The sequence below is a fragment of the Kitasatospora sp. NPDC094028 genome, assembly GCF_049543595.1.
Taxonomy (GTDB): Bacteria; Actinomycetota; Actinomycetes; order Streptomycetales; family Streptomycetaceae; genus Kitasatospora.
Map to the genome: position 1 here is coordinate 71,720 of NZ_JBMVFA010000016.1, position 26,021 is coordinate 97,740.

Below are 26,021 nucleotides of genomic sequence, written 5' to 3' on the forward strand. Positions count from 1 at the left end.
CACCGGCCTTTCGCGGTCTATCCGGTGACGACGCCGGAGGTCTGGAGCTGGATGGTTTCGGGTTGCTGCGGTCCGGGCGGGTAGCAGGTCCAGCCGACGACTCGGACCTGCTGCTGCAGGCCTGGGGCCCCCGTGGGCGTCGGTGGGTGCAGTGCCGAGGTGGCGACCAGCGTGGTGGTGTCGCCGAGGACGATGTCCCGCAGCTTCGGGTGGCCGGATCCGCCGATGGTGACGAGCGGATTGGTCATGGCTTGGGTGCGCAGCTGGACCTCGCCGTCCGCGAAGCCGTCGATTTGCGCCTGGGTGGTCACCCAGGATCCCTGCCAGGAGACCGAGGACTCCAGCAGTGGGTATCCGGCGGACAAGTCCTTGTTGTCCACGCCGTGCGGGTAGGCGGACTGCCACTGCAGTGCAGCGCCGTTCGGTGGGGCGGTCGCCCAGACGACGTTGCTGCTCTGGCTGCCAGTGCGCTGGTAGCCGTAGTCGATCAGGTTGCCGGGGTAGGTGAGGGAGTAGCCGGAGGCCGGGGCTGGGCGGCCCATTCTCAGGTAGGCCAGACGAAGGAAGATCGCCAATTGGCCGCTGGAGTCGATGCCGGGGACGAACGCGTACTCCAGGTTGCCGGATGCGCACATGTCCTGCCAGGCGCTGCTGACTTGGGTGTGGTCGGAGTATGTGTAGGACGCCGTCCACAGCGTCCCGGCCAGGGCCGCGGACCCCTGTGGGACTACCAGGCGGGAGACGGCTCCGTTGCGGGCCACCATCGACAGGTACGCGGGTGTGCGGGTTGCCGCGGGGGAGACGGAGGAGATGTAGCCGGACTTCTTGGAGGTGCCGTAGCGGACCAGGTCGATGAAAACCTGGAACAGGTCGACCTGCTGGTAGATGATCGTGTCGGTGATGAGCCTCTTCGACCACAGGGTGTCGAGGGTCTGCGCGGAGATCGGCAGGGTGCCCTGCTTGCGGCCTTGGTCGGGCCAGTCCCAGACGATGCCGGCCCACACGGGGTAGCCGTCCTGCAGGACCCACAGCACCGCGCGGCGGCACTCAAGAGCCGCGACGGCCGGGGCATTGACCGCGTAGGTCTCGTCCAGGTCCAGTGCACCGGTGAGGGTGCCCGACCCGTTGAGCCTCGTCCCGAACGACTGGACGGCCAGGGGGAGACTGTCGGCGAGGACGGCCCCGCTGATCAGGTCGGTTGCAGCGTAGGTGTAGGTGCTCACAGGGTGACCGGCTGCACCCGCAGGATGATCTTGCTGTTCTGGCCGACCACCGTGGTCCAGTTGCTGGTGCCGACCATGTTCTGAGCTGTGACCTTGACGGTGTGGGTGCCGGCGGACGGTGTGTCACCGGTGGCGCCGCTGGTGTAGTAGCTCCACGAGCCGCCACCGTAGATCCCGTTGTCCGTAGGGCAGTTCGGGCTGAAGTAGTTGTCCACCACCGTGCTGTCGATGTACATGCGGAACTGGACGTTGAAGTTGGGCGTCACTGTGGCGTTGGAGGACACCGCAGCCCACTTGAAGAAGAGCTGGATGTCGGTGGTGCCGTCTGTGGTGATAGTGCCGCTGAGGACCGTGGACTCGGAGCCGAACCAGTTGAAGTTGTAGGAGATCGTTGTGATGAAGGGCGGCCACGGGAGCACCTTCATCTGCTGCGAGCCGGAGCTGTTGTTGTGGTAGAAGCTGCCGGACGCCTTGTCCCAGGCGACTTGTCCTGCGTAGCCGGTCACGCTGTTCTTCGGTGCGACGAGTACGCCGCCGGCCGCCGTGGTGAACGGTCGCTGGTCGGCGATCATGCCGCTAGTGATGGAGGTTGCGGCCGCCGGGACGGTGATCTTCGCCAGGGTGATGGAGTTCGCCGGCGCCGTGGGGACAGACGGAGTCGGCGCTGCCACGCCAGTGATGATCTGGACCGCGCCGAGGCTGGACGACGTGCCGACATCGGACACGTACGCGACGACGATGTCGATCCGCGCGTTGGACGGGTCCGCGGTCTGTACCGTCAGGGCCGCGGACGACGCCAGGGTGGAGACGTAGCCGCCGGCTGTGGGCGTGGCCGTGTTGGGTACGACGTACGACCCGGGCTGCACGTTGACGGTCATGCCGGTGCCGGCGGTCACTTGCAGGCCAGCGCCTCCGACGACGCCTCCCAGGACACCGATGCTGCTGCCGCCGGCGATACCCGGGTCGTAAAAGTAGGCCGTGACCGCGGAGTTGCGCAGGTCGGTACCACTGTTGGTGTCGTACGTCTTCCCGGTGAGCCACAGCGGGGTGGACGTTGTCACCTGGGTAGCCATCGATTCCCCTTTCGGCGCGCCGGGCTCAGACCCAGGAATCCCGCCAGTAGTACGTGGTCATGGCGCCGGACCCGGCTGTGCCGCCGAAGGCGATCGGGGTGGTGCCGGGCCCGAGCTGCCACCATGTAGAGCCGATGTCGGCCGGCCAGAACGTGCCGCCGGTGGAGGGCAGTCCGGGCGAGGTCGAGGGCGTGGTCGGGTTGACGACGCCCTGACGGTTCAGGAAGTCCACGGCGAGGATGTCACCAGGGCCAAGCGTCAGCCCGGACCAGGACACGGTCTGGCCGGTGGCCAGGTTCGTGAGCGTCGGTCCCGCGATGGGCCCCGACACGAGCGCGACCGGTGGCGACTGGAACGACCCGCCGTTCGTGGCCGCCGCCGCTCCTGGTGGTGCGGATGCCGCCAGGGTGAACGGCACGGTGAACGGAACCGTCATGCCGCCGCCGCCCCCGGAGGGCGCCAGGCCGATGGTCAGCGATCGTTGCGCGGTGGCGTACTTGCGCGGGTCGGGGGCGATCAGGCCGATCGTGAAGGTGACGTCGGTCAGGGTCGGATAGGCCTCGGTGAGCTTCCCCGACCTTCGCACACACGTGAACTTGGGCACCGGCTCGTCGACCCGCAGCATCGCCAGGTCACTGATGGGTACGGCCTGCTGCAGCAGTGCGCGGGCCTGGTCCCGTAGGGCCTGGGTCGGTGCGGACGCGGTGACGGTCCAGGTCAGGGCGCGGGGCGCGAAGTACTGCGGGGAGGCCCAGCCGCCGTGGTCGCCGGCACGCGCGATGACGCCTGCTCCCTGGACGTCGGGTCCGTCCCAGCCCTCCAGCTTCTGCCACAGCCAGGCGATGCCGTTGCCGTCGACCTTTCCGAACTCGATGTCCAGGCCGCCGTAGGTCAGGCCGCCGGTCCAGAACCCCACGTCCCCGGCCGGCACTGGCAGTAGGAGGCCGCCCATGACGTTGAAGTCCTCGACGCCGAGCCACGTCGCGCCTCCGTACTTGCACGTCCAGTTGGCGACGTACACGCCCTGTGCCGCAGTGGCCGGCACGTTCCAAAGGCAGGAGTACTGGCCAGGACCGGTCCGCCACACCTGGCCGGCCGTCGCTGCGTAGGCGCCCTGGTAGGTGTACGGCCCGGCGGTGTCCGGGACGAATCCGACCTGCTGCCCGTAGGTGATGTCCAACTGCACGGACGTCGGGTCCGCCAACTTCCCGGTGGTCTCGTCGTAAAAGTTCAGGCTCAGCGTGTACGGCTGCCCCGCGATGGCCTGCGCCACGCGCCATCACCCCCGGTGCCTTGTGCTGGTATCGGTTACGGTCCGGCAAAGCCCCACGACGGGGTGATCGACGCGCTGCCACACTGGCCGCACCAAACCGCCACAACCCCTGGGAGGGGTCCGGTGCGTCGCGCCTTACCGGCACTCGCCGCCATCCTGCTGACCGCGGCATGCGGCGCCAGCACCACCACGGCGCACCCGGCGCCCTCGCAGCCGGCCGAGGCGCCGAGCCCAACCCGGTCAGCGACCGTGGCCGAGACCGCGACTCCAAGCCCGACGCCGACTGCGGCACCAACCCCCAGCACGGTGGCCACCGGACAGTCGGAGGTGGCCATCCCGGCCGCGCAGCTCCCCTACAAGCCGGCGCAAGGGGCGCCAGACCTCGACGACGTCAAAGTCGTGAAGACCCCGGCCGATCCGTGCGCGATCCCGGCCGACGACTCCGGCAACGAGGCGCAGCTCCTCGACGCCCACCTCCACGGGAAGCTCGTGACCGTCACGTTCGAGTTCACGAACCCGTGCTCGGCCCCGGTCAGCTACGCCTTTCACGTCACCCAGGCCTTCGGCAGCGCAACTGGGCAGCCCGGCGGCCCGGGGGTCGATGCGACGACGACTCCCATTCCGCCGGGGAAGTCGATCTCCTTCGACGTCAATGTCACCCCCAAATCGGGGCTGACCACGACGCAGGTGAGTCAGTTGTGGATGGGCGTCACCCGGATCACCAAGTCCTAGACCGGGTGGCTCCTCGACGCGGGGCAGTGCGGAATCGTCCGCACTGCCCCGTGCCGTCCCGGTGTCAGGCTCCGCTGAGCGCGAGCGTGAGGCGCCGCTGCATGTCGGCCTGCTGTTCCACGGTCGGCAGCTGTGTGCCGTGGTAGTGCTGCTCGACCGTGACCTGCCGGCCGACCGAGGCACCGCCGGGGCCTTGCCCGGCCAGATGCCGGGCCAGGGTGATGAATGCCTGCGACTGGTCGGGGGTGAGTACGGCTTCGGGCCGGGCCAGGCCGTTGACCGGCATGGTGCCCGGCATCAGCCACCCACCCCGGTCGTAGCCCTTGGGCGGCAGGTTCGGGTTGGCCTGCTGGACCCGGCTGATGCTTCCGTAGCGGCTCACGATGTAGTGAATCGCCGCGGCAACGTTGGCTACCGGGTCGTAGATGTCGGTGCTCGTGCCGGCCACGTGGTTCGACAGAAACGTCGACATGATCGTCTGAGCGAGGCCGCGTGACGGGTCCCCGTTCTGCGCGTTGATGTCCGTGTTGTTGATGGCTCTGGGATTCCAGCCGCTCTCGCGGGTGATGAGCGTGTTGAGACCGGACCGCCATTCGTCCTGCGTGCCCGGCGGAGGCACACCCGCGGCCTGGAGTGCCGCGTCGATGATGGTCAAGTGGTCCCCGCTGGGAATGGCACCGCCACCGCTGGGAGCGGAGTGGTGCGCTCCGAGAATCGCCTGGACCATGCTGTGGATCAGCGAAGTCGGCACGCCGAGCAGGAGCTTGGCGTAGTTGCCGACCGCGTCCTTGGTCCCGACGAGCTTGGCCAGGGCGTTGGTCAGAGCCTCGCCGTTGCCGGTCGCGAGCGCAGCGGTGATCTTCGCGATGTCCGAGACCTTGTCGATCAGGCCGCCGACGAAGTGCGTGATGCCGCCGACGATGCCGCCGCCGGAGAAGTGGGTGCCGGTGGACGACCGGCCGCCGCCGTAGGTGGCGTTCAGGGTGCGGACCGTGTCCGGGCCGATCGCCTGCACGGCCTCCGGCACCAGCACGCCCTCGCCGGGCGAGAGCATCGCCGGCACGGTGTCCTGACCGGGAGCGTAGCCGGGGACGATGCCACCAGACGCGAAGCCGGTGATGATCGGCAGGTCGAGTGAGTGCATGCCGATTGCGCCGGTGACCGTGTTCCAGAGTTTGGCAATGCCCCCGTCGTAGACCGTGTTGATCAAGAAGGACACGGGGTGCTTGAAGGCATCCTCAAGCGTGTCCCAGACCTTCTTGAAGCCGGTGACGAAGTCGTCGGCACCGTCGCGGATGCCCTTCCACAGCGGCTCGAAGACGTGGTGCCACAGCCACGAGGCCTTGTCCTCGACCCAGTCGACCGCGTCGCGCCAGTGTGACGCGAAGTTGAGGATCGCTGAGGCCGCTGAGACGATCGCGCTGATCACCGGGCCGATCAGCTTGGCGGCGAAGTCCACCAAGATCCCGCCGATTTTGAGGACCAGGCTGACGAGCGGCAGCAGCGACTCGATGAACTTGGCGGCGACCGGGATCAGGGGAAGGATCGCCTGAAAGGTCTGAAGCAGCCCGGCCTGCAGGTCCTTAACAAGGAACTGCGCGAGTTGCACAACGACTGGCACCAAGGCCTGGAACAGCGGCGTCAGATCCTTGCCGACCTGCCCGATGAGATCCCCGATGACCGGCAACAGTGGCGAGAACGCCTGAACGACGCCAGTGATCGCCTGGGCCACCGGTAGCAGTAGCGGCCCAAGGGCCTGGAAGATCGGACTCAGCCCCTGGCCGAGCGCGCCGGCGAGCGTCGTCACCGCCGGCAGCAGGGCCGCGAGTACGGGCGCGAGTGCCTGCGCGGCCTGGCCCACGACCGTACCCAGAAGCGTTCCGATCGGCGCCAGAGCCTGCCCGAGAGTCGACAGGGCAGACGACAGCGGTCCCACGAAAGGCCCCACCGCCTTCACCACATTGGTCAGGCTCGTCGCGATCCCGGCGACCGCGCCGCCAAGGCCGTCCGCCGCGCCCTTCTGCGCGCCGAGCTGCGCCAGCGCCCCGAGGAGCCCCCCGATAGCGGGCCCCACCGTCTTCGCGAGCTGGAGGCCATTGTCGATCAGGCCCTGGAGGACGTTCTGGCCGTCCTGGGACTGCAGCGCCTTGCCGATGGAGCCGAATATCTGCCCAATGACCGTGCCCATGGCCGACACGCCGGAGGTCAGCGAGGGCATCGACTGGGCCAGGCCAGTAAAGAACTGCGAAAGACCCGGGGCAACCGCATTCTGCGCGGCCTGCTTCATGCCCTCGAATGCGCCGCTCATCCCCAGGACCTGCTCGAAGACGCCACGCATAGCGGGAGTCATGCGTGCCAAGTCCCTGGCGAGCTGGTTGGCCGCCTCGTTCTCCGTCGACTTCATCGCGGCCCACTGGAGCTGCTGCTCCTGGATCACGTTGCCGACGTTGCGCTCGGCCAGAGCGACGCTGCGCGCGTCCATCTGCCGCCGGTAGGCGGCGTCCTCCTCGGCCGCCGCGAGCTGCATCCGCGCTTCCTTGACCTGCGCGGCATCGTTCAACTGAGTGTTCGTCAGGTTCTGCTGGGCGATGGCGAACTGGGCCTGGGAATCGATCTGCCCGTACTGCGCCGTGACGACGGCCTGCTTCGCCTTGATGATCTCCTGAGAGCCGTCGATGCCCTCCTGGTTGGCCAAGTTGGCCTTGTACTGGGAGGCCGTCAGCTGGTCCTGGGCGTCCACGAGCCGCTGCTGGGCCTGGGCGACAGCCAGCGCTGCCTGCTGCCGGTCCAACTGCGTGGAGTAGGCGTTCTCGTCGGTAAGCTTCTGCTGGTACAGCGCCTGCTGGATGCCGAGCTGGGCCTCTTGCACGCTGAGTTTGCTGTCGGCGAGCTGGTCGTCCAGTTCCCGCAGATTCTCCCGTGCCCGCTCCCACGCCTGGTTTAGGTTGTACTGGGCCTCGCTCAAGCCATAGTTGGCCTGCTGAACGCCCTGCTCGGCCTGCACCACCGACTGCAGCGCCTGCACCTGCTGCGCCGCGGTGGAGCGCTCCACCGACGCGAGGTTCATCTGCGCGGACTCGATGGTTCGGGCCGAAGTGACGGCGTCCTGCGCCTGCTGCATGCGCGCGGTGGTGACCTGCTCCTGCGCGTCCTGGCGCTGGACCCCGTAGGAGAACTGCGTCGCGGCGACCTGCTGCTTGGTCATGCCGATGTTCAGGGACGCCTGGTGGGCCTCACCCAGCGCCTTGGCCACCGGGCCGAGGGCAAGGCCCCCGGCGCCCGCGAGCAGACCGCCTCCCATCGCGGCGCCGCCGATGCTGGGCAGCAGGCTGGTGATGCCGCCGACGATGGCTGGCATCATCATCGAGTGCTCGCCGAGACCGCCGAGCAGGCCGCCGCCTTCGCCCCCGCTTCCGCGGCCGTGGCCGCTGCCGCCTGCGTCGAGACGGGCACTTGCGGACCTGGCGTTGAACGCGTGCAGCTGGGCTTCGGCGCGCTCAAGTTTGGCCTCGAACTCGGCCGTGTTCAGTTCCAGGTCCGGCCGGGCGCGGTCATGGCTCAGCCGGTCGATTCTGGCCTCGGCGTCGTCGACCTTGGCCTCGAACTCCGCGTCCTCCAGGCGCAGCGAGGGGTCAGCTCGCTTGCCGCCCAACTCCTCCAGCTTGGCCCGCGCGTCGTCGGCCTTGGCCTCGAACTCGGCGGCCTCCAGGTGGATCGAAGGCTCGGCGTGCTCGCCGCCCAGCTCGTCGAGACGTGCCTTGACCTCGCCGGCTTTGCCATCGAACTCGGCAGTGTCCAGCGTGACCCGGACCCGGCCCTCGACTCCGGCGGTCGCCTCGCTGAGCTTGGCCTGGAGCTCCTCCCGGAATCCCCCCAGGTCCGGCGACACCTTCACCCACGCCGCGGCGATGCGAAAGCCCTCCGGCACGGCTCACCCCCGGGCATCTCCGTAGCTGAAGAGGCCTGCGAAAGCCGGGTCGGCCATCAGGGCCGTGCGGGTGCCGGGGTTGATCTCCTCGCGGCGGCCGGGTGCCATCCGCGGTGAGGTCTCGGGATCGTTGTGCTGGGTGGCGGCGGCCCTGGCCCGCATCACGCCCTCGTACGCGGTCATTCGCCACGCGAGCCGCAGGAACGCCGGCCCGTCGAGGACGGTGACGTCGGGGATGCGGTGGAAGACGTTGAAGTCGCTGGCGAGGTCGTCGAGATGGTCCAGCACCCAGCCGACCTGAACGACCCGGTCGACTACGCTTTTGGGAGCTCCAGAGCGCCCAGGGTCAGCCGGCTGGCGACGGTGGTGATCTGCTGGAACTGCTCCGCGGTGAGCTGGTCGTACTCGCGCAGCGCCCGGTAGCCCTCCTCACCGAGGAGGCTGCCGAGGAGGAAGTCCGCGGCGACGGCGTCGCCCTGGTCCTTGGCAAGGTGCATGTACTGCAGCGCGATGTTCATGCGGGGCCTGGCCGGGATCGTGTACTCCGTGTCGTCGATGTAGAACAGCGGCACCCGTCGTTCGGCCACCTGCGGGGTGGTCGTGAGGCGCAGAACCTCGAACTCAGGCCCGGCCGATACGGACGGGACGGGTGCCGGGGCAGGACGGCGGGCGGAGGCCTGCTTGCTGGCGGTCACCTTCGCGGCCATGGGCTCCTCTTTGGGGGTGGCAGGGATGGGGGGTTCCAACGTGCTGAACAGCGGGCTTGACGGCCCGGGTTGGGCTTGGGCGCCCCCCGGGCACCGGCCGCGTGGCTACACGGCCTGGTCCACGATGTGCACGGGCGGGATGCTGCTGCTCACGTAGTACGCGGAGAACGTGCAGTCCAGCGCCTGCTGAGTCTTGCGGTCGTAGGCGAGCTGCGCCTTGACCTGCGACAGCACCTTGCGGACGATGACGCGGCGTAGCGCCGGTTGGCCGCTGGCCAGCATCGGAGCCCAGCCGTCGATGATCAGCCCGGCGTAGCTGGGCTGGGTGGACGCGGAGGTGACGGGGATGTCCAGCGTCGTGTAGCCGGTGTTGGTGGCGAGGGTGCCGATGTTGTTGAGCGCCGTCTGGAGGTTGGTCAGCGTCATCTCGGCCAACTTCGCGGTCACCGTCATCTTCATGCCGGTGAGCCGCGCGCCGACCTCCATGGTGATCTGGTCCACGTTGAGCCCGGTGTAGGTGTTGTCGACCTCCCAGGTGACGCCGCCATCGGTGCCGCCGACGTCGGTCCAGGGCGGGCCGGGCGGAGTGATGGGGCCGTTGGGGGTGACGGCGGAGTCGAGAGGCTCGGTGCTGCCGAACGCGGCAACGTACAGGCGGGCCGGTCCGAGGACCAGGTTGGCGGCATTCACTGCCACAGGGATCATCCCCTACGTAGTGGGTGCGGGCATGAGAAAGGCCCGCACGAAGCGGGCCGGGAGCTGGGCGTGGAACGCGGATCAGAAGACGCCGGCGTTCTGAACGAGCGCGACGCCGGTGACGCTGGCGGGGGTGCCGAAGTCGACGTAGATCAGGCCGCCGGGCTGGTTCTCGTCCGTGGGGAACGGGCCGACGATGTTGGTCGCGTTCGTGGCCAGCGCCGCCGTGATCGCGGAGACCGGCTGGCCCTCGATGGTCGTCCCGATGTTGACGACGACGGTGCTGGCGCCGGCACTGCCGTTGCTGGACTGCGGTGCCAGCCCGGAGTTGGTGGGAGGGGCGGTCAGGGTGAGGTTGGTGCCGATCGCGGTCGGCGCGCCGGCGGTCTGCTGGCGGGTGTAGCTGGCGCCGCCGGCCTGGGTTACGTAGGCGTACCAGCCGGTGGCGTTGCCCGCTGCGGGCGGGGAGGTGATGGTGATGGTCGACGTCGAGCCGGTCGTCGTGACGCTGGCGGACGCGGAGGCGAGGGTCTCGCCAGCGGCGTTGGTGTAGGAGACCTCGACCTGGTAGGTGCCGGCGGCGACGGTGCCGCCGGTGGCGGCGGTGGACACGCTGGGAGCGGCGGGAGCGGTCAGCTGACCGAGCTGGACGTGCAGCACCTCGCGGCCGGTGTTGAAGAAGCTGACACCTGTGTTCGCGCCCAGGGTGGTGGCGGCGAGCAGCGAGGTGAGGTTGAGCGGCGCGGCGGAGCCGGTTTTCGGCTGGGCGGTCGCGGTCAGGCTGAGGCGGGCCATCAGGCAGCGTCCTTCGGCTTGGGCGCCGCCTGCTTGGCGGGCACGGTATCGGTGGTGGGCGGGGTGGTGTCCTCGACCAGGAGGCCCTGGGCGCGGAGCACCGGGATTTCGTCGTCGGGGACCTCGACCGGGCCGGAGAAGAAAGTGGTGCGGACCAGGGGCATGGGGTCCTCGCTCAGTAGAGGCGGTCGTTGACGGTCACCCACGACAGCGCCAGGTCAGCCTGGTAGCGGGCGTAGTCGCCTTGGTCGTCGTAGAGGCGGCGGAAGGCGGTGGCCAGGTAGGCGGTCTGTACGGTCGCGGTGGGGTAGGCGATGCCGTTCGCGTTGATTCGCAGGGGCCGGGCGATGGTGCGCCGGTCCCAGGTCGCGCGGCGGATGGCGCCGGCCAGGGCCGCGGCCTGGTTCCAGGGCGGCTTGTTGCTGCCGGGGACGGTGGCCCAGCAGTCGATCTGCATCGTCGGCCTGTTGATTGGTAGTTGTGGATCGGGGCCGCCGCCGACCACGGCGACGGTGACGAACCCCGTCGTGACCCACGGGGCGGGGGTGCCGTCCGCGTTGACGTCCGGCGGCAGGGTGGTGCCGACCATGGCGGGGGTGAAGCCCGGGATGGTGGCGATCCACTGCGCGGCGACGAGTTCGTCGGTGCCGTCCAGCGGGAGTGCCGGGGTTGCCACCGCGTTGCCCCCTCCTACTCGCCGCGCTGCTGGAACAGGGCGGGCCTCAGAAACGGCTGCGGCCGGGTGCCGGGGTGGTGGACCTCCCGGACCGGGTGCGCGGCGCCCTCCCAGAACATGGCCTGCTTGCCGGTGGGGCGAATGATGTGCGGGCCGGTGCCGAGCTCCACGTAAGCGGCGTAGGTACGGCCCTCGGCCCCGCCCGTCGCTGAGACGATCAGGTCCGGGCCTTCCATGTGGTGCTCGATGCTGGCCGCGAGCGACCCGGTGTCCTCGGGGCAGTAACGGGCGGCGTCCGCGGCGATGGCCGGGCCCAGCCGTTCGGCGAACAGCCGCGCTACGGCGGTGTTCACCTCGTTTTCCCAGGCGCCGTCGATCTCCACGTGGGCCACGGAGACCTCCCGTTAGTCGGAGCCGGTGGTGACGCCGGAGCGCTCGCGCAGCGTCAGTGTCTTCGGCGGCGGGTAGTAGCCGATGCCGGGCTGCTCCTGGATGTTCTCGATCATGTAGAACAGGCCGGTGGTCTCGTCCCGGATCGTGTCCGTGGTCCGCACGTCGGCCCAGGCCGGCACGGTGCAGGTGATGCTGCGGATGATCTGCTGGCGCTGGCTGGCCGAGTCGAACGCGGTCTGCTCGGTCTCCGCCAGGGCGGCTGGCACCCCGGTGTAGACAGGAACACCCACGTCTGTCGCATCGCCGTATGCGCTGATGGCGGTGCCACGCATGATGGTGATCGTGCGGTTCCAGAAGCGGAGGACCCCGGTTGTGCCGACTGCTCCTCCTCCGCCGTAGTTGGGCCGCCGGCGGGCCATCAGGCGACCCGCTGGTAGTCGTCGAGCAGCATCTCCACCTCGGTGGCCAGCGCCCCGGTCCCCCCTGCGAGTTGCCCGGAAAGGGACTGCGTCGCGATGGCGTCGATGCCCTCCAGCGCCTCCACCGCGGCGGCGAGCGCCGCGGCGTGGATGACGTTCGCCGGGAGCGCCGACACGACCGCGCCCGCCGGGTGGCCCGCGGTGAGTGGCTGGGCGAGCTGGATCGTGCCAGGGCCGGTCTGCACCGTGGTCGTTGTGTTGGGCAGCACCGTGGGCGTGGTGGCGGCGGCGCTGCCCACGACGATGGTCTCCGTGGCCGCGCCGTCGTAACAGAACCCGGCGGCGCCGTGCGCCCCACCCCAGCCGGTGACGTCGTCCACACTGATCGTCATCGCGCCCGCCGCGGCGGCTGCGGTGAGGCCGGCGTGCGGCCAGCCCGACGCGGTGGACATCTGCACCTGCCAGCCGCTGCGGCCTTGGCGCCAGTCGATCCAGCCGGGGGCCACGTCGATGACGCTGCCGCCCGATGGTCCCGTTGCCGGGGTCGGCCCGGCGGGGAACACCGGCGTGCGGAGCCGGAACTGCCCGGCGGGCACCGACGCCCACACCGGGGGGAAAGCCCGGGCCGGTGACACCTGGACCGCGAGCACGTCGTACAGGTGCCGGTGACGGGCGATCAGCGTGCCGGCGTGAGTGTGCTGGTTCACCGCGACGCGGCGTCCCCCCGGACCCGCATGGGTCTCGGTGGTCACCATCGCGCGCAGCGGCTGACGGCAATAGGTGTCCACCGTCGCCGTGGCGCTCCAGCAGACCTGCTGGATCTGGGCGAGCTGCGACGGGGTGTCCGCCGTCAGGGTCGGGATCACCTTCCAGCTGATTCCGGCCGGCTGTGCCAACAACATAGACGGCGTGATGTACGGCGTAGCCATGCTGGATCACCCCTTCTGCAGGTCAGGCGACCCTCTCAGTCCATCCTCCGAGCAGCTGGATGGAGTTGCCGGCAGCGCCGGGGGTGACGTCGAGGACCCATGCCTTGGTGGAGGTGAGCGACACCGGGACGGCGGCAGTCGAGGCCGCCAGGTACTCCGGAGCCAGACCGGCGGCGGTGCTGTTTATGAGCAGCTCCGTCATGCACATCACGCTGGTCGGGGTGAGGAAGTTGATCAGCGTCTCGTGCTTGAACTGGGCGTTCGTCAGCGACGCGGTGAGGGCGAGGGATGCCGTCGCGACCAGCGACGTACCGGCGACGCCGCCGAGGCGGCCGGTGAACACGGTGTTGCCCGGGCTGGCGGTGGTGCTCAGCACTCCCCAGCCGACCATCTTGTAGACGGCCCCGGCGATGGCGTCGTTCGCCGGAAGACTCATCGACTGCAGCACGGTCTCCGCCGTGGTGCCGGTGATCGCTGGCCCGGCCGCGGTCTGGCCGCCCTGGGAGCCGACGATGGTGTTCACCAGGCCCTGCGGGTTGGTGTAGGTCAGTACGCCGTTGGTGGCGTACATGACCGCGCCGCCGCCCGGTGTGGCGGGCGCGTTGGCCTGGTTGTTGAAGGTGAGCGGGCCCTGGAGCGTGCTGCCGGATGTCTCGGCGGCCATCGGGCCGTTGTTGCCGCCGGTCACAACGAAACCGGGCATGGTGGTCCTCCATAGGAATCGACGCGGCGGGCCGCGCGGATCAGAACAAGGTGGTGGCCCAGCCGGTGGCGGCGGGCCGAGGTGTTACTCGGAGGCCGTGGCGGCGCGCTTGCCGCTGCCGCGTCGTGTGGGCGCTTCCTGCACAGTCTGGGACTGGGCAGCGGCCGGGGCGATCGCGGCCACGACCTGAGTGAGCTGCGCGACCATGGACATCAGGGTCGCCGGGTTCTGGGCCTGTTCCAGCTGTTCGGCCATCTGCCGGTCCTGCCGTTCGACGGCGTCCTCCCACAGCCGCTGCTTGCCGACGTGGAACCGGCGCAGGCGGTCCGACAGGTCGTCGGGGAAGTCGAAGCTGCCGTCCGGGCCGGCCTCGAACCGGCCGTGCTCCGGGTCGTCCACGACGGTGGCGCCGGTGCGTGAATACATGCGCATGCCTGCGCTCCTTATGGGTGAGGGGGAGGCGGAGGCCTGGACGGCATCGCGTCGGGGCCTTTGGCGGGTTCGGGCGCTATCGGCCGAACAGGCTGAACGTGACGCCGGAGAATGTCGGGTTGGAGGTCCCCGTCACAACCCAGCGGATCCGGCCGTTGAAAGTGAGGGTGTAGCTGGCGTTGATGACGCCGTAGGTGTAGGCGGCCGTGGTGAGGACGACACCTCCGATGGAGGTGCTGGCCGAGGTCTGCACCCATGTGCCGAATGCGTCCTGGGTGTCGAAGAAGACCGCCAGACCCGGCGACGACCCCGTCACCCCGGCTACGGTGACGACCAGGAGGCCGTTCGACACCGATGACACATCGATCGGCTGGCCGGTCTTGCCGGTCACCTGGTTCAGGGCATTCGCGGTGATGCTGTCGGAGTTACCGGTCAGGGTCAGCCCATCAGCCCGGAACAGCTCCTGCGTGGCGACGAAGTTCGGGACCGGCACGGCAGCACGAGCAGGCGGGGCCATAGAGACCTCCAGGGGGGAGCGGGCGAGAATGCGGAAGGCCGAGAGCGGTTGGGCTCTCGGCCTTCGGGTGGTCTGCTTTCTACCGGCGTACCTTGCGCAGGCGCAGGTTCTCGCTGCGCGTGACCGCCTCAAGATGCGCGGGATTCACACAGTGCCGGACGTGGCACGTATGGTGCACGTCTCGGCCCTCGGGGATGGGCCCGAAGGCCAGCTCGTACGAGTAACGGTGCGCCTGCACTTGGTTCCCGTGGCTGACGGTGAAATGCCCATATCCTGTGCCGGGGTTGACGGCCGCCGTCCACGACCAGCAGGACTCGGCCTTGTTGATCTTCGCCCAGAACCGCTGCTCCGGTGTCGGGCGGGCGGGCCGGTCAGGGTTCGCCAACCACTTGCGGTAGTGCGGGCGGCACCGGCTCCCTTTGGCCGGGGGCCGCTCGCAGCCCTCCTCAACGCAGACCGTTGGCTTGTCGACCTGCGGCTGCCGTTCCGGGATTGACGGGACGTACCCCCAGAACGCCCCCTGGTCGCCCCGGCGGATGTTCTCCCGGGGCGTCACGGGCTCAAGGTGTTCCGGGCGGACACACAGGCGGCGGCGGCACAGGTGGTCCAGGTGGAGGCCCTTCGGTATCGGTCCCACCTTGTACTGGTAGGCGATCCTGTGGGCGATCTGCGTCCCCTTGCCCCCGAACACGCCGTAGCCCGTCTTCGGGTGCGCGCAGCCGGTCCAGACCCAGCAGGGCCCCAGCTCCGGGCGTTCTTCGGCCAGGGGGCCGTCCGTGTCTACCTGGGCCCAGAACCGGCGCTCGCGGGGGTCGGTGAGCTCACCGTGTTTGAGGAGCCGGCGGACGTGCATCTCGCACATCCCGCGCCGCTTCGGAGCGCGCTCGCAGCCCTCGACCGCGCATGTCTCGCCTTGCTTAACGTAGCGGCGCCCCTCGTGCAGCGGGTCACCGTGCGTGCGCCAGCGGGCGTAGTGCATCGAGCACCATCCACGACCGAAGGCGTGCTTGCCGCATCCAGGGATCAAGCAGTCCATGTCGGAGTTGACGGTCATCCAGGCCTCTTTGTTGGAGCGGGAGACTTCACTTCCACTCCAACAAAGGTACCATGTGGCAGCCTCTCAAGCAGTGGCCGGATCTGCTAAAGCTGCAGGTCAAGCGACATTGGAGAGAACCGCCATCGCAACGGGCGCCTTGTTGATAAAGGCACCCATTGACTTAATTTCGAATTCCCGACGAGGCCCTCCGCCGGCGGTTCCGGCGACGCGGTTGATGCCGTAGTCGAACTGGGTGGTGTCGCGCAGGGCGCGGTACTCCAGTACGGAGGTGATGTTGGCCTGGGGGAACGGGACCCTGTCGGTGCGGGCCACGATCATGCCCGGCGGGACGGAGACGTGGACCTCGATCGGGACGGTGACGCCGCCGGCGGGGGCGTTGACGATTTCACCGACGCGGCCGCCGGCGGTGACGCTGATGCGGCCGGTGGAGTCGGTGTTGAGGAAGGTCGTCGCCGAGGAGTTGCCGAGGATCAGGTTGGCGATCTCTTGGGCCTGCGCGGCGTTCATCATGATCGCGGTGGGGCTGGTCTTGACCTGCTGCCACAGGGACAGGAACAGGAAGTTCTCGATCTCGGCGATGCTGCCGCCGGACAGGGTGAGGCCCGCGCCGTCGAGGGAGCTGAAGACGGACGGGTTGGCGGTGCCGGTGCCGGGCTGGACCCACTGTCCGACGCCGTTGTAGTCGCCGGACAGGGAGGCGAGGAAGCCGTCGTAGTCGGCTGCGTTGGCGCTGCCGTTGTCGGCGGATCCGTTGTAGGTCGGGGCGGTGTTCTGGGCGCCCTTCCACACGTTGGTGAGGTCGGGGGCGGCGATGTTGGACGGGAACGCCTGGTTCGCTGAGATGACCTTGGTCATCTTGACCGTGTTCACGGTCGTGGTGGTGTAGTAGTACCAGGTGACGCCGTTGGCGGACTGGAACCAGTCGTAGCAGACGGCGCCGCGGACGGCGGTGACGGTCGCGGTGACCGAGTTGGTGCTGCCGGACGCGAAGGTGGTGTTCGCGCTGTTGCCCTGGGAGTTGCCGGAGCCGTAGTAGTAGCCGGATCCGGTGCGGGCGGCGACGCCGACGTAGACCTGGACGGCGCCGATGGTGCCACCGGTGGAGGACTGGGTCAGGGTCGGCGCGGCGGGCTGGGCGAGCGGGAACGACTGGGCGCCGAACAACTTGCGGTCGTCGCCGATCAGGACCTGATTGAGGACGTTGAACGTCGCGGTGGCGTACGGGTCGTCGTAGCCGGTGGCCAGGTCGTAGGCGTCCTGGGTGACCATGCCGGCCAGACCGGTGCCCTTGTAGGCGGCCTGGAAGTCCTGCTCGCTGAAGACGACCTCGGCGGCGGCGTAGTCGAACGGCACGGACGGGTCGGGCTGCTGGTTGGTGGCGTTGAGGATGGAGCGCCAGACGGCGTACTTGTTGCCGTCCGGGCTCTTGGTGCGGGTGACGATGTCCCGGAACGGGGTCACCACGGGAACGAGGCTGACCAGCGGCGACAGGTCGTACGAGACGATGCCGGTGCCGGTGGTGATGCCGGTGGTCTGCGCCTTGGAGATGGCGGACACCGCTCCGAGGGTCTCCTCGGAGATCTCCTGCATGGTGCTCAAGGGATGCCTCCTGTGGGCATGCGAAAGCCCCCGGGCGCGGGGTGCGTTCGGGGGCTCGGGGGTTGGCTGCTGTGGGGGCGGCTACTGTCGCTGAATCGCCTGGAGTGCGGCGATGGCCTCGCCCTGCATTTCCTGTGCGAGCCGGTTCTGCTCGGTGGCGTTGGCGGTGCGGTACAGGTCGCGGCGGCGGGCCTGGGCCTTGATCACGTCGGCCTGGAAGCCGCCGCGGTCCATACCGCGCAGGTCGGTCGGGGGCTGCACTCCGTTGGTGAAGACACGCGGCTGGGCGGGCTGCTCCTCCAGCGCCTGGACCTGCGCCTTGAGCGCATCGACCACGCCTGCCAGGTCCTTGAGGGCCTTCGCCTGCTTGGCGATCACCTCGTGGGCGGCGTTCTGCTGGTCGACAGCGGCTGCGTCAGTGTCCGGGGCGTTGCTCTTGAGTACCTGTCCGGAGGTGGTGTCGGTGTCGGTCTGGGACTTGGTGACCGCCTGATCGTCGTCGTCGGGGACGGCGTCGGCGGGGGTGCCGACCTCGGCGGCCGGGGCCGGCGTGAGGTCGGAAGCGTCGGATGCGTCGCTGCTCTCGGCGGCGCCGGAGTCGCTGTCGTTGGGGGAGGCGTCCAGGTCGTCTGCGTCGGCCTCGGCGTTGGCGACGGGGGTGATGTCGCCGGGGTCGACGATGCCGATCAGGCGGCCCTTCTGGTCGTAGACCACGACCAGCGGCGTCTTCTCGCTGTCGGCCTTGCCCACCGGATCGACGGCGGCGGTATCGGTGGCCTTTTCGACCCCGGCGGTGCCCATTGCGGGCTCCTGGCCCGACGCCGTGGTGACGTCCTCGGACGGGGTGGGCGTGGGCATGGTGGGCTCCTCGTGGGCGGTCTTGGCGACCTCGGGGGCGGCAGGCAGGCTGGCGAGGACCTTCTGCAGGTGATGGGCCGCGGTGCGGATCGCGGCCTCGTTCGCCGCGCTGAGGACCCGGCCTGCCTTGGCGACGTGCCCTAGGGCCTCGACGGTGTCGAGGGCGGCCGGGTTCACCCCGTGCAGAACCTTGCCGACCGCGGCCATGGCCTCGCTCCCGAGCTCGGCTTCGGCCTGCTCGTCCACGGCAAAGCCGGCGAGGGTGTCGATGACGTAGTCCAGGGCACACTGCGCGTCCTGGAGGTCCCACGCTGCCTCGGCGTCATCGGGGTCGGCGCTGGCGGCTTCCAGGAGCTCGCGGTCGGCCATCACGCCGAGCGCGTTCTTCAGACGAACCGCGATCGACGTCCACTTCTGGGCGGTAGCGGCGTCAATGGCCTCCCATGCCGGGGAGCCGGGCGTGTTCTCGTCGCCGGGCGCGTCACAGTCGGGCTCGGCGAGCACGACGGACGGGTCCAGGACGTCGATCTCGTCCGAGTCCATGGCCTTGGACACCTCGCTCTCTGCGGCGGTGGCGCGCGCTGCGGCCTGGTGGATCATCTTGGCGATGGCGGCAGGGCTTCCGGACACGCTCACCTGTTCCTGCGTGGAGGGCGGGTCATCGTCGGCGCTCTTGCTGATCAGCTCGCGCACGAAGGCGGGGTCCATGAGGCCCGAGTTGGCGTCCTGCTTCATCAGCAGCCACCCCGGTGCTCCGTTGGCGGGGCCGTTGACGAGGTCGACGCGTGGGATGTTGGCGTCGACCAGTTCCGTGAACTCGGAGTCGCCATCGGGGGATTCGGGCACTTTCAGCTCCCGGGGTCTCGTGGGGTGATGCGCCGTGCGGCGCCTTGGGGACTGAAGCCGTTGACCCTGCCCGACTTCACGAGGCGCCAGGCGATGTCGTCGCAGATGCCGCCGATGAGCCAGTCGCCGGCCTTGATGACGGTGCCGTTTTCCTGCGGCCAGTCCGGGCCTCGATAGATGTAGCTCTCAGTAACGGTGAAGTGGCCGATGGTGTCGTCGGGGCCGTGGAAGAGGCCGACGTCCGCGCCCCCGGGGAGGAAGGACCAGCACGCCTTTTCCAGCTCGTCCGGGGTGAAGAAGTCCCGGCCGCCGTCCATCCCCTTGACGATTCGTGCGTCCCGGCCGGCCTGATAGGCGAGGCCGAGCACGTATTGACGTTCGGGCACAGGTCCCACCTCCTATGCGGGGAGGACGGCGCAGCGGCACCGTGGGTGCGCGGGTGGGGCGGTGTCGCCACTCGGGTAGGGGCGGCCGATCGCCACCGGGCCTGCGGCCTCATTGGCGTCGCACACCGGGCAGACGTGGTCGTCGGGTTCGGTCTGCCACCGGCCGAGGGTGACGCCGCTGCGCCGGTAGGTGTCGGCTGCGCCCGCGGCGACGCCGCGGGTGGTTTCGGTGATGGCGGCCGCGTAGGCGTGATCAGGGTCGGTCAGGGCCGAGCGCATCGCCGCGCCGATGATGCGCGGCGTGTGGCCGGCCGCGACACCGGCGGCGAGCGCCTTGGCCGCATCCTTGATGCGGGATGCGGTCAGGGCGGCTGCGGTGGCCGCAGCACTGGCGGTCAGCACCGCGAGCGCAGGGCTGGGGCCGTGCTGGTCGATGCGGTCCTGTGTCGTGGTCGAGTCGCCGGGCTCCCAGTCGTCCAGACCAGTGGTCTCGCCGCCGGTTACTGCCGTCGCGGACGTGGCGCCGACGAGGTAGGCGTCGGTGTAGAGGCCGGTGAGTGTGTCAGCGAGTGCGGGCCCGGCGGTGATGTCCTGTCCGGTGAGCCAGGTGACGGCTGCAGCGGTTAGGGCCTGCTGGTCGGAGTCTTGACCGCTGCTGTCGGTGGTGAAGGCGCGGGCGAGCTGGGTCGCGGCGGTGGCAGTGAGCGCGCCGCCGAGCGCGGCGGCGATCAGCGGCGCCCAATGCCCGGCGGTGCGCTCATCCTGGTCCCAACCGGTCCAGCCGTCAGGGCTTTTGGGTCCGCATCACCGGCCTTCGCCACCTGGTCGTCGTCGGTGGGGATGCCGAGGGCGGCGAGGACGTCCGGCAAGGTGGCCAGCAGCTCGGGGCGAACGGCGGGGTTGCCCGCCAGCGTTGCCGGCTCCCACCAGGCGATCGCCTCCGCCTGGTCACCGTCCGGGTCGTCCGGGTTGCTAATCTCCCGATCGCTTCGCACCGGTACGCACGACTCGGAGTCGACCGTCCATACGATCCCGGCGTAGATGCCGTTCGGGCTGGTCCACGAGCCGGTCTGCACGCCCGGAGGCGGGATGCATCCCGTTTCCTCTGACCACTCCCTCCACGCGCCCTGCAACGGAGTCTCGTTTCCTTCGAGATGACCACCGGGGAACTCGAAGGTCCCGCCTGCGGGGTCTTCGGGGTCAAGGGCCCGCTGGATCATCAGGACACGGCCGGTGTCGGCCGCCTGAACAGCGAGTCCGGCGACGGCGACCTCGCCAGCGGCCTTGCGGACGGCGAGGCGGCCGGTCTGGTTAAGGCGCCGGGCGCGGGACGGCGCGACGCGTTGGAAGGTGAAGTCCCGCCAGCGGCCGTCGCGGCGCCGCGCCCGGGCGAAGCGGTGGAAGGCCGCCATCTCCTGCTTGGTCAGCTCCGAGCGGTCGTTCTCGTCGTCCTTGTCGCCGGTGTGCACAAGGTCGTAGCCGCTGATGCCGGTGGCTGAGGTGATGCCGCCGGCCGGCGCGGAGGCCTCAGCGTCCTTGGTCAGGTCTGAGGCGTGGACCATCTGGTTGTACTTGCCCTGGTACACGTCCTCGGCAGCCGCGCTCGCCGTCTGGTCGGTGGTACCGGGGGACGGCACCGTGCCGGGCGGGGGTACGAACGGCTGGTCGAGGATGGGCTGATCGTGTGCCGGTCCGTACGTTTCCGGGTCGACCCTGCCGGCGACGCCGTCGATGGCGAGCAGCGGGATTGGGCCGACGCGGGGGGTGGAGTAGAAGCGGGGGGTGGGCCGGTTGGGGTCGCCGGGCAGGCCGAGGAGATGCTCGCGGCCTTCGTCGGGGGAGGCCATGCCGGTGTCGATGTAGATCTGCCACGCCTGCGCGAGGGTGAGGCGATCCTCCTTCTCCTGACCGGTGTCGAAGGAGAAGACGACCGGCAGGTGGAGATCGTTCTGCAGGAAGTCGGTGATGATCGCCTCAAGGTGGGCGACCAGCGGGAGGTCACCAACGCGGTGCTGGACGTCGCCCTGCGATTCGGCGCTGGACAGGTTGACTGTCTCGGTGAAGCCCAAGTCGCTGGGAACGATGTGGAACGCCGCGCAGGTCTTCCTCATCAAAAAGAGGGAGAAGGTGTCGGAGAAGTCCTTCTCATTGGACCAGGAGATGCCGGACCCGCCGGGCATCCACTTGATCTGGTGCTTGGCGGCCTGGTCGCCGAGCATCATGGCGTCCCAGAGGGACTGCCACTGCTCGATCTGGTCAGGGCTCCAGGACTCTGGTGCGCTGGCGAAGGCCTCGGGGATGTTGCCCTCAGTGAACCTCTGCAGGAAGTACGCCTGGAAGCGGAGGTCCGTGTTGGCGTTGATCAGCACGGTCTCTAGGGGCGCGACACCGTAGGGGCCGTTGTTGCGGGGCCGGAACGGCTCGTAGATGAGGTCGTCGCGGGTCAGCCAGTTCCACGGGATGCCCTGTGCGAACTGGACGTACGCTTCGGTGCCGTCGTCGGGGATGTTGCCCCAGTAATCGAGCAGCGGGGCGATGGTGGTGCCGTCAACGTTCATCAGGCCGATGACGTCACCGCGGCGGTTCCGCAGCCGGTACAGGGCGCCGGCGTCGTAGGCGAGGGTGTCGTACAGCCACTTCGCAAGCCAGCCGGCGAACGGGGTCTTCCGATCGGGCTTCTTCATGACGGCCATGCCCTGGGCGATGGCTTCCTCGGCGTCGCCGTGGAAGCCCGGGGCCGGGGTGAGGGACCAGTCGAGAGCGCGGATGGAGTCGATCCGGTGCCAGATGCATGCCTGCGCGACGTCGTACGCCTCGATCATGCCGCGCAGGGTGTGGAAGGAGACGCGTTCGTGGAGGCGGGGCCGGGCGGCGATGTTGACGCCGGCCGGGAAGTCCCGGGCTCGGGGCTGCCTGGAGTAGCCGTCGAACGGGGCCGGGGGGGTGCCCGGGGCGTAGGGCGACTCCATGGTCATCTGCGCGGCCTGCTCGCCAGCCAACATCTGGGCGGGCGCCCGGTTGCCGAAGACCTTGGCGATGCGATCCCGGATGCGCACGCGACCTCCCATCAGGGGTCATTGGCGCTGCTGCCGGACGGCGGCGTCGCGGGCGCGTTTACGAGCGGCCACCGGGTCTTCTGGAGCGTTTATGCCGGTGGGTTCGGGCGTGGGCGGCTCCGGTTCGGCGGCCGGCTGGGTCGCCTGGGCGCGCCGTCTGGCGTAGTTGAACCAGGCCTGGGCGCCGCTGCCGTCCAGGAGCAGGTAGGAGAGGGCTTGGCTGGTGGCATCGACCAGATCGTCGTGCGCCCCATTGGGGAATCCAGCGGCCTCGTCGATGAGTTCCTCGGGGTCGAACAGTGCGATGCCGGCTTCGGGGAGCAGGACGTTGCCGGCCTCGATGAGGGGTGCGGCTGCGTTTGCCCGGGCGTACTTGCTCTCGGTCGGGGTGATGGCGATGATCCCGGGGATCTTCGACTTGAGGGTGTCGATGATCGCGGTGCCGTTGGCCTTGTCCTCGACGAGCTTGGCGGTGGCCTGGGGCCAGCGCGCAGCGAGGGTCTTGAACACGGTGAGAGTGTCGGTGAACGACAGCCGCTTGCGGATCTGGTCGAGGAGGTAGACGTTGGCGCCGCGCCGGCACCAGACCTGCCCCACGACGTAGTCGCTGCTCTTGGTGTCCTTGAACGTCATGTCCCACGACATGATCAACTCGTCGAACTCGTCGACCAGGTAGGCGTCAGCAACGCTGGGGTGCTGTGACCACAGCGGGATGCTGTAGCGGCGCCACCACGGTCGCTTCCACACATTGCCCGCGTCCGGTGAGGGCCTGCCCTGGTAGAGGGCGTTGAAGACACGGGAGCCGGCCTGGACGCGGATGGCTTCCCATTCTTCGCTGCTGCGGCCGCGCGCTGAGATGAGCCACTGGCCGGGGGCGCGGCCGAGCGGGTCGCTCTCCCCCTTAGCGGGATCGTGGTCAGCGAGGGCAGGAATGTTGATGACGCGCCATCGGTGGCCGTCCTCGGAGTCGAGGAACCGTCCGGCGATGTCGTCCTCGTGCCAGCGGGTCAGGATGCAGATCACTGGTGCGCCGGGGGCGAGCCGGGTGGAACCGACTGCCTGCCACCACCCCCACACGCGTTCGCGGTAGTAGGCGGACGCTGCTTGCTCCTTGTCGGCGAACGGGTCGTCGATGACCAGGGCGTCCAGCGGGCGGCCGGTCAGGCCGCCGCCGATGCCGACGCACACGATGCCGCCGCGGTGTCCGGCCAACTGCCAGCGGCGCGCTGATCCGTTGTCGCGGGCGATGCGCAGCCCGAGGTCGAGGGTGTTTTCGTCGCCGTTGTTGGAGGCGATCCAGTTCCGCACGTCGCGGCCGAAGCCCTCTGCCAGGGCCTGGGAGTAGGAGACGATGCCCAGGCGCAGCTCGGGGTTGCGGTGGAGTGCCCACAGGGATCCGGTCTTGGTGACCCGCTCGCTCTTGCCTTCCTGCGGCGGCATGGATACCAGGAGGCGGGCGCCGGGCGTGGTGTAGGCGCGGACGATCTCTTGGTCGACGACGCTCAGCGCGGGTGTTTGCACCGTGGCCGGGTTGATCGCGGCAGCGAGTTCACCTGGGGTAGCGAATTCCATGAGGGCGTTGCCGTCGTCCTCAAGGCGGTCGGCGAGGATGGACAGAGCGTCTCGCCGCACGCTGCCACCCCGCCTTAGCTGATGGCTCTCAGCTTCCGGGCCATGACCTGCCGGACGGTGGCGGCCTGTTCGGCGGTGACGCCGATCGCGGCGAGGCCGGCCTGGACGGCGTCCATGAGGAGCTGCGCCTTGGTCTCCTCGATGCGGGCGAGGCGGCCGTCGATGTCGAGACGGGCGATGGTGGCCAGCACGGTGTTCGCGCGGTCCATCGCCCGCTCGTAGAGGGCGACTTCGGCCCGCAGCTGCTCGCCGCCGGCCAGCCCCTCGTACCGAACTTGATCGCCGAGCCGATTGACGATCGTGGCGATGGCCTTCTGCCAGGTGACGACCTGGCCGGCGAGTTGGGCGAGAGCGGTCAGGGGGTCATCGACAGGCTCAACGTTCAGCTCGGCGAGCACCGCCCGGACCTCCTGTTCGGCCTGAAGCTGAGCTGCCTTCGCCCGCTGCCCTGCGGTCTTCCCGCCGTGCAGCTTGCACCGGCCGACACCAGGGTGGTCGGTTCCCCAGCCGGCGGGGAGCCCGCAGTGTTCGGCGGATTCTTCCTGGCGGGTCCTTGCGCCGCACCGAGCTCTCCGGGTGATCGTGTTCGCGTTGTCACTTGAGCTCGTGGAAATCGCGGACCTCCTCAGTGGCCACGCGCGGAACGCAGGTAGAGACGCAGCATTCGGGCGCGACGGTCTCCGATGGACAGGGCCGCGTTGACGGCGGCGAGGTCCCCCTTCATGGCCGCGCTCCAGACTGCTGCTTGGAGCCGGTCGAAACGGAGAATCTCAAGGACACGTAGAGGATCGAGCGGTACGCCGTCGTACTGGGCGTCGGCTGCCTCGGTCACGTCTTCGATCGCGGCCGAGACGTCTGGGTAGTCGAGGCGCTCGACGATGGTGTTCCAGTCGACCCCGGCCAGACGAAGGGTGAGTGCCTGCGCTGCGCGGCTGGCCACTACGTGCCCCTTGGGGCCTGCACGGGGGGATCGAAGTCGACGGCCTCGTTGCTTGATTGCAGAACGGGGCGAGTTCCTGTGAGTTGCTGGTACCGGCGGCAGATGACGTCGGCGTATCTCGGATCGAGTTCGACGACGCGGGCGGCGCGGCCGGTGGTGTGCGCGGCGACCAGCGTGGTGCCGGAGCCGCCGAACGGCTCGTAGACGGTGCCCCTCGACGGGCAGGAGTTCCGGAGCGCCGCGGCAACAAGTTCCACTGGCTTCATCGTCGGGTGGTCCTGGCTGCGAGCGGGCTTAGGAACGGCGAAGACACTGGTCTGGGAGTTGTCTCCGAACCACCGGTCCCCGCCGCGGCCGAGGCGACCGGATCCCGTGGGAGCGTCGGTGAAGCCGTACAGGATGGGCTCGTGCTGGTAGTGGTAGTCGCTTCGGCCGAGGACCAGGGTTCCCTTGTCCCAGATGAGGTTCTGGCGGAGTAGCCAGCCGGCCTGGAGGAAAGCGTGGGCGAAGTCGAGGGCCAGCGGGCCGGGAGGGTGCGCTACGTAGACCGGCGCGCCCGGCTTGAGGGCGATTGTTGCGACGGCGAATGCTCCGGCGAGGAGTTCGGGAAGGTCGGAGGCGCCGTCGTTCTGGATGGTCAGGGCGTCCTTTGTCTTACCGACGTAGTCCACGCCGTAGGGCGGGTCCGTCCACATGCAGTCGGCCCGGTCGCCGGCGAGCATGTTCTCCACGGCGGTGACGTCGGTGGAGTCACCGCACAGGAGCCGGTGTTGGCCGAGGATCCAGACATCGCCGCGGGTGGTGATCGGATCGGCTGGCGGGTCCGGCACGTCGTCCGGGTCGCCAAGTAGGGCGGGAAGCTCCTGGATGCTACCGAGGATCGAGTCGATGTCCGCCGTGGTGTAGCCGGTGCCGTCGAGGTCGCCGTCCGCTGCGGCGAGGAGTTCGGCGAGGGCCTCCGTGTCGAAGCTTCCGAGTTCGGCGATGCGGTTGTCGGCCAGGTTGATGCGGCGGGCTGTGGCGTCGTCGCAGGCGATGATCTCGCAGCGGGCCGTCGAGTGGCCCTCGGCAGTAAGGGCCTGGAGGGTGTGGTTTCCGGCCAGGACCGTGATCGGCCCGTGCTCGATGAGGCGGACCACGAGGGAGCGGTA

The 26,021-nt window shown here is 69.2% G+C and carries 27 protein-coding genes; 1 reads left to right on the forward strand and 26 read right to left on the reverse strand.

Annotated features, from left to right (window positions below):
- Positions 1–17: 17 nt before the first annotated feature.
- Genes ACPC54_RS23400 through ACPC54_RS23410 form a run of 3 tightly spaced genes read right to left on the reverse strand, consistent with a single transcriptional unit; the run spans position 18 to position 3,569 of the window.
- Positions 18–1,223 carry a hypothetical protein gene (locus ACPC54_RS23400; protein WP_498967356.1) on the reverse strand — a complete coding sequence of 402 codons (1,206 nt, stop codon included), beginning with the start codon at positions 1,221–1,223 and terminating at the stop codon, positions 18–20.
- Positions 1,220–2,296, reverse strand: coding sequence for a hypothetical protein (locus ACPC54_RS23405; RefSeq protein WP_498967358.1), 1,077 nt, complete (start codon positions 2,294–2,296; stop codon positions 1,220–1,222). The genes ACPC54_RS23400 and ACPC54_RS23405 overlap by 4 nt, the downstream gene beginning before the upstream one ends.
- 25 nt (positions 2,297–2,321) lie before the next feature.
- Positions 2,322–3,569: a phage tail family protein gene (locus tag ACPC54_RS23410; protein WP_498967359.1), complete on the reverse strand. Its 1,248-nt coding sequence runs from the start codon at positions 3,567–3,569 to the stop codon at positions 2,322–2,324.
- Positions 3,570–3,875: 306 nt separating this feature from the next.
- Between ACPC54_RS23410 and ACPC54_RS23415 the strand changes: the two genes are divergently transcribed.
- A complete protein-coding gene (locus ACPC54_RS23415) occupies positions 3,876–4,301 on the forward strand; it encodes a hypothetical protein (RefSeq protein WP_498967360.1) in 426 nt (141 codons plus the stop codon).
- Between the two features lie 64 nt (positions 4,302–4,365).
- On the opposite strand, the gene ACPC54_RS23420 is transcribed toward ACPC54_RS23415, so the two are convergent.
- From ACPC54_RS23420 to ACPC54_RS23530, 23 genes are all read right to left on the reverse strand, one after another.
- The gene (locus ACPC54_RS23420) at positions 4,366–8,229 is read right to left on the reverse strand and encodes a transglycosylase SLT domain-containing protein (RefSeq protein WP_498967361.1); all 3,864 of its coding nucleotides are present in this window, start codon (positions 8,227–8,229) and stop codon (positions 4,366–4,368) included.
- Between the two features lie 3 nt (positions 8,230–8,232).
- Complete coding sequence (locus tag ACPC54_RS23425; RefSeq protein ID WP_498967362.1) at positions 8,233–8,517, reverse strand: hypothetical protein; 285 nt, start codon at positions 8,515–8,517, stop codon at positions 8,233–8,235.
- 26 nt (positions 8,518–8,543) lie between these two features.
- On the reverse strand, positions 8,544–8,936 hold the full coding sequence (locus tag ACPC54_RS23430) for a hypothetical protein (protein WP_498967363.1): 393 nt from the start codon (positions 8,934–8,936) through the stop codon (positions 8,544–8,546).
- 105 nt (positions 8,937–9,041) lie between these two features.
- Positions 9,042–9,632, reverse strand: coding sequence for a hypothetical protein (locus ACPC54_RS23435; RefSeq protein WP_498967365.1), 591 nt, complete (start codon positions 9,630–9,632; stop codon positions 9,042–9,044).
- 81 nt (positions 9,633–9,713) lie between these two features.
- Positions 9,714–10,427 (reverse strand): hypothetical protein, encoded by a 714-nt coding sequence (locus ACPC54_RS23440; RefSeq protein ID WP_498967367.1) that lies wholly within the window; start codon positions 10,425–10,427, stop codon positions 9,714–9,716.
- Positions 10,427–10,591, reverse strand: a complete 165-nt coding sequence (locus ACPC54_RS23445) for a hypothetical protein (RefSeq protein ID WP_498967368.1) — start codon at positions 10,589–10,591, stop codon at positions 10,427–10,429. Before ACPC54_RS23445 ends, ACPC54_RS23440 begins: the two co-directional genes overlap by 1 nt.
- An 11-nt stretch (positions 10,592–10,602) precedes the next feature.
- Complete coding sequence (locus tag ACPC54_RS23450; RefSeq protein WP_498967370.1) at positions 10,603–11,103, reverse strand: hypothetical protein; 501 nt, start codon at positions 11,101–11,103, stop codon at positions 10,603–10,605.
- A gap of 14 nt (positions 11,104–11,117) precedes the next feature.
- The gene (locus ACPC54_RS23455) at positions 11,118–11,495 is read right to left on the reverse strand and encodes an HK97 gp10 family phage protein (RefSeq protein WP_498967372.1); all 378 of its coding nucleotides are present in this window, start codon (positions 11,493–11,495) and stop codon (positions 11,118–11,120) included.
- 12 nt (positions 11,496–11,507) lie between these two features.
- Positions 11,508–11,828 (reverse strand): hypothetical protein, encoded by a 321-nt coding sequence (locus tag ACPC54_RS23460; RefSeq protein ID WP_498967373.1) that lies wholly within the window; start codon positions 11,826–11,828, stop codon positions 11,508–11,510.
- 86 nt (positions 11,829–11,914) lie between these two features.
- Positions 11,915–12,817 carry a hypothetical protein gene (locus ACPC54_RS23465; protein WP_498967375.1) on the reverse strand — a complete coding sequence of 301 codons (903 nt, stop codon included), beginning with the start codon at positions 12,815–12,817 and terminating at the stop codon, positions 11,915–11,917.
- Positions 12,818–12,866: 49 nt separating this feature from the next.
- Complete coding sequence (locus ACPC54_RS23470) at positions 12,867–13,547, reverse strand: hypothetical protein (RefSeq protein WP_498967377.1); 681 nt, start codon at positions 13,545–13,547, stop codon at positions 12,867–12,869.
- 84 nt (positions 13,548–13,631) lie between these two features.
- On the reverse strand, positions 13,632–13,979 hold the full coding sequence (locus ACPC54_RS23475) for a hypothetical protein (RefSeq protein WP_498967378.1): 348 nt from the start codon (positions 13,977–13,979) through the stop codon (positions 13,632–13,634).
- 76 nt (positions 13,980–14,055) lie between these two features.
- Complete coding sequence (locus ACPC54_RS23480; RefSeq protein WP_498967379.1) at positions 14,056–14,472, reverse strand: hypothetical protein; 417 nt, start codon at positions 14,470–14,472, stop codon at positions 14,056–14,058.
- Positions 14,473–14,575: 103 nt separating this feature from the next.
- Complete coding sequence (locus ACPC54_RS23485) at positions 14,576–15,550, reverse strand: HNH endonuclease signature motif containing protein (protein ID WP_498967380.1); 975 nt, start codon at positions 15,548–15,550, stop codon at positions 14,576–14,578.
- Between the two features lie 99 nt (positions 15,551–15,649).
- The gene (locus ACPC54_RS23490) at positions 15,650–17,152 is read right to left on the reverse strand and encodes a hypothetical protein (RefSeq protein WP_498967382.1); all 1,503 of its coding nucleotides are present in this window, start codon (positions 17,150–17,152) and stop codon (positions 15,650–15,652) included.
- A gap of 81 nt (positions 17,153–17,233) precedes the next feature.
- A complete protein-coding gene (locus ACPC54_RS23495; protein WP_498967384.1) occupies positions 17,234–18,856 on the reverse strand; it encodes a hypothetical protein in 1,623 nt (540 codons plus the stop codon).
- Positions 18,857–18,858: 2 nt separating this feature from the next.
- The gene (locus tag ACPC54_RS23500; protein WP_498967385.1) at positions 18,859–19,242 is read right to left on the reverse strand and encodes an XkdF-like putative serine protease domain-containing protein; all 384 of its coding nucleotides are present in this window, start codon (positions 19,240–19,242) and stop codon (positions 18,859–18,861) included.
- Positions 19,243–19,254: 12 nt separating this feature from the next.
- The gene (locus tag ACPC54_RS23505; protein ID WP_498967386.1) at positions 19,255–19,644 is read right to left on the reverse strand and encodes a structural protein; all 390 of its coding nucleotides are present in this window, start codon (positions 19,642–19,644) and stop codon (positions 19,255–19,257) included.
- Between the two features lie 326 nt (positions 19,645–19,970).
- On the reverse strand, positions 19,971–22,298 hold the full coding sequence (locus ACPC54_RS23510; RefSeq protein WP_498967387.1) for a phage portal protein: 2,328 nt from the start codon (positions 22,296–22,298) through the stop codon (positions 19,971–19,973).
- 18 nt (positions 22,299–22,316) lie between these two features.
- Positions 22,317–23,930, reverse strand: coding sequence for a phage terminase large subunit (gene terL, locus ACPC54_RS23515; RefSeq protein WP_498967388.1), 1,614 nt, complete (start codon positions 23,928–23,930; stop codon positions 22,317–22,319).
- A gap of 14 nt (positions 23,931–23,944) precedes the next feature.
- A complete protein-coding gene (locus tag ACPC54_RS23520; protein WP_498967389.1) occupies positions 23,945–24,328 on the reverse strand; it encodes a hypothetical protein in 384 nt (127 codons plus the stop codon).
- 227 nt (positions 24,329–24,555) lie between these two features.
- On the reverse strand, positions 24,556–24,870 hold the full coding sequence (locus ACPC54_RS23525) for a hypothetical protein (protein ID WP_498967390.1): 315 nt from the start codon (positions 24,868–24,870) through the stop codon (positions 24,556–24,558).
- Positions 24,870–26,009, reverse strand: coding sequence for a DNA-methyltransferase (locus tag ACPC54_RS23530; protein WP_498967391.1), 1,140 nt, complete (start codon positions 26,007–26,009; stop codon positions 24,870–24,872). Before ACPC54_RS23530 ends, ACPC54_RS23525 begins: the two co-directional genes overlap by 1 nt.
- Positions 26,010–26,021 lie beyond the last annotated feature (12 nt).

Excerpts from the sequence above, each read along its gene's own strand:
- ACPC54_RS23405 (WP_498967358.1), bottom strand. The coding sequence starts at position 2,296 with ATGGCTACCCAGGTGACAACGTCCACCCCGCTGTGGCTCACCGGGAAG.
- ACPC54_RS23470 (WP_498967377.1), bottom strand. The coding sequence starts at position 13,547 with ATGCCCGGTTTCGTTGTGACCGGCGGCAACAACGGCCCGATGGCCGCC.
- ACPC54_RS23485 (WP_498967380.1), bottom strand. The coding sequence starts at position 15,550 with ATGACCGTCAACTCCGACATGGACTGCTTGATCCCTGGATGCGGCAAG.
- ACPC54_RS23430 (WP_498967363.1), bottom strand. The coding sequence starts at position 8,936 with ATGGCCGCGAAGGTGACCGCCAGCAAGCAGGCCTCCGCCCGCCGTCCT.
- ACPC54_RS23475 (WP_498967378.1), bottom strand. The coding sequence starts at position 13,979 with ATGCGCATGTATTCACGCACCGGCGCCACCGTCGTGGACGACCCGGAG.
- ACPC54_RS23460 (WP_498967373.1), bottom strand. The coding sequence starts at position 11,828 with ATGCGTGGCACCGCCATCAGCGCATACGGCGATGCGACAGACGTGGGT.
- ACPC54_RS23440 (WP_498967367.1), bottom strand. The coding sequence starts at position 10,427 with ATGGCCCGCCTCAGCCTGACCGCGACCGCCCAGCCGAAAACCGGCTCC.
- ACPC54_RS23465 (WP_498967375.1), bottom strand. The coding sequence starts at position 12,817 with ATGTTGTTGGCACAGCCGGCCGGAATCAGCTGGAAGGTGATCCCGACC.
- ACPC54_RS23445 (WP_498967368.1), bottom strand. The coding sequence starts at position 10,591 with ATGCCCCTGGTCCGCACCACTTTCTTCTCCGGCCCGGTCGAGGTCCCC.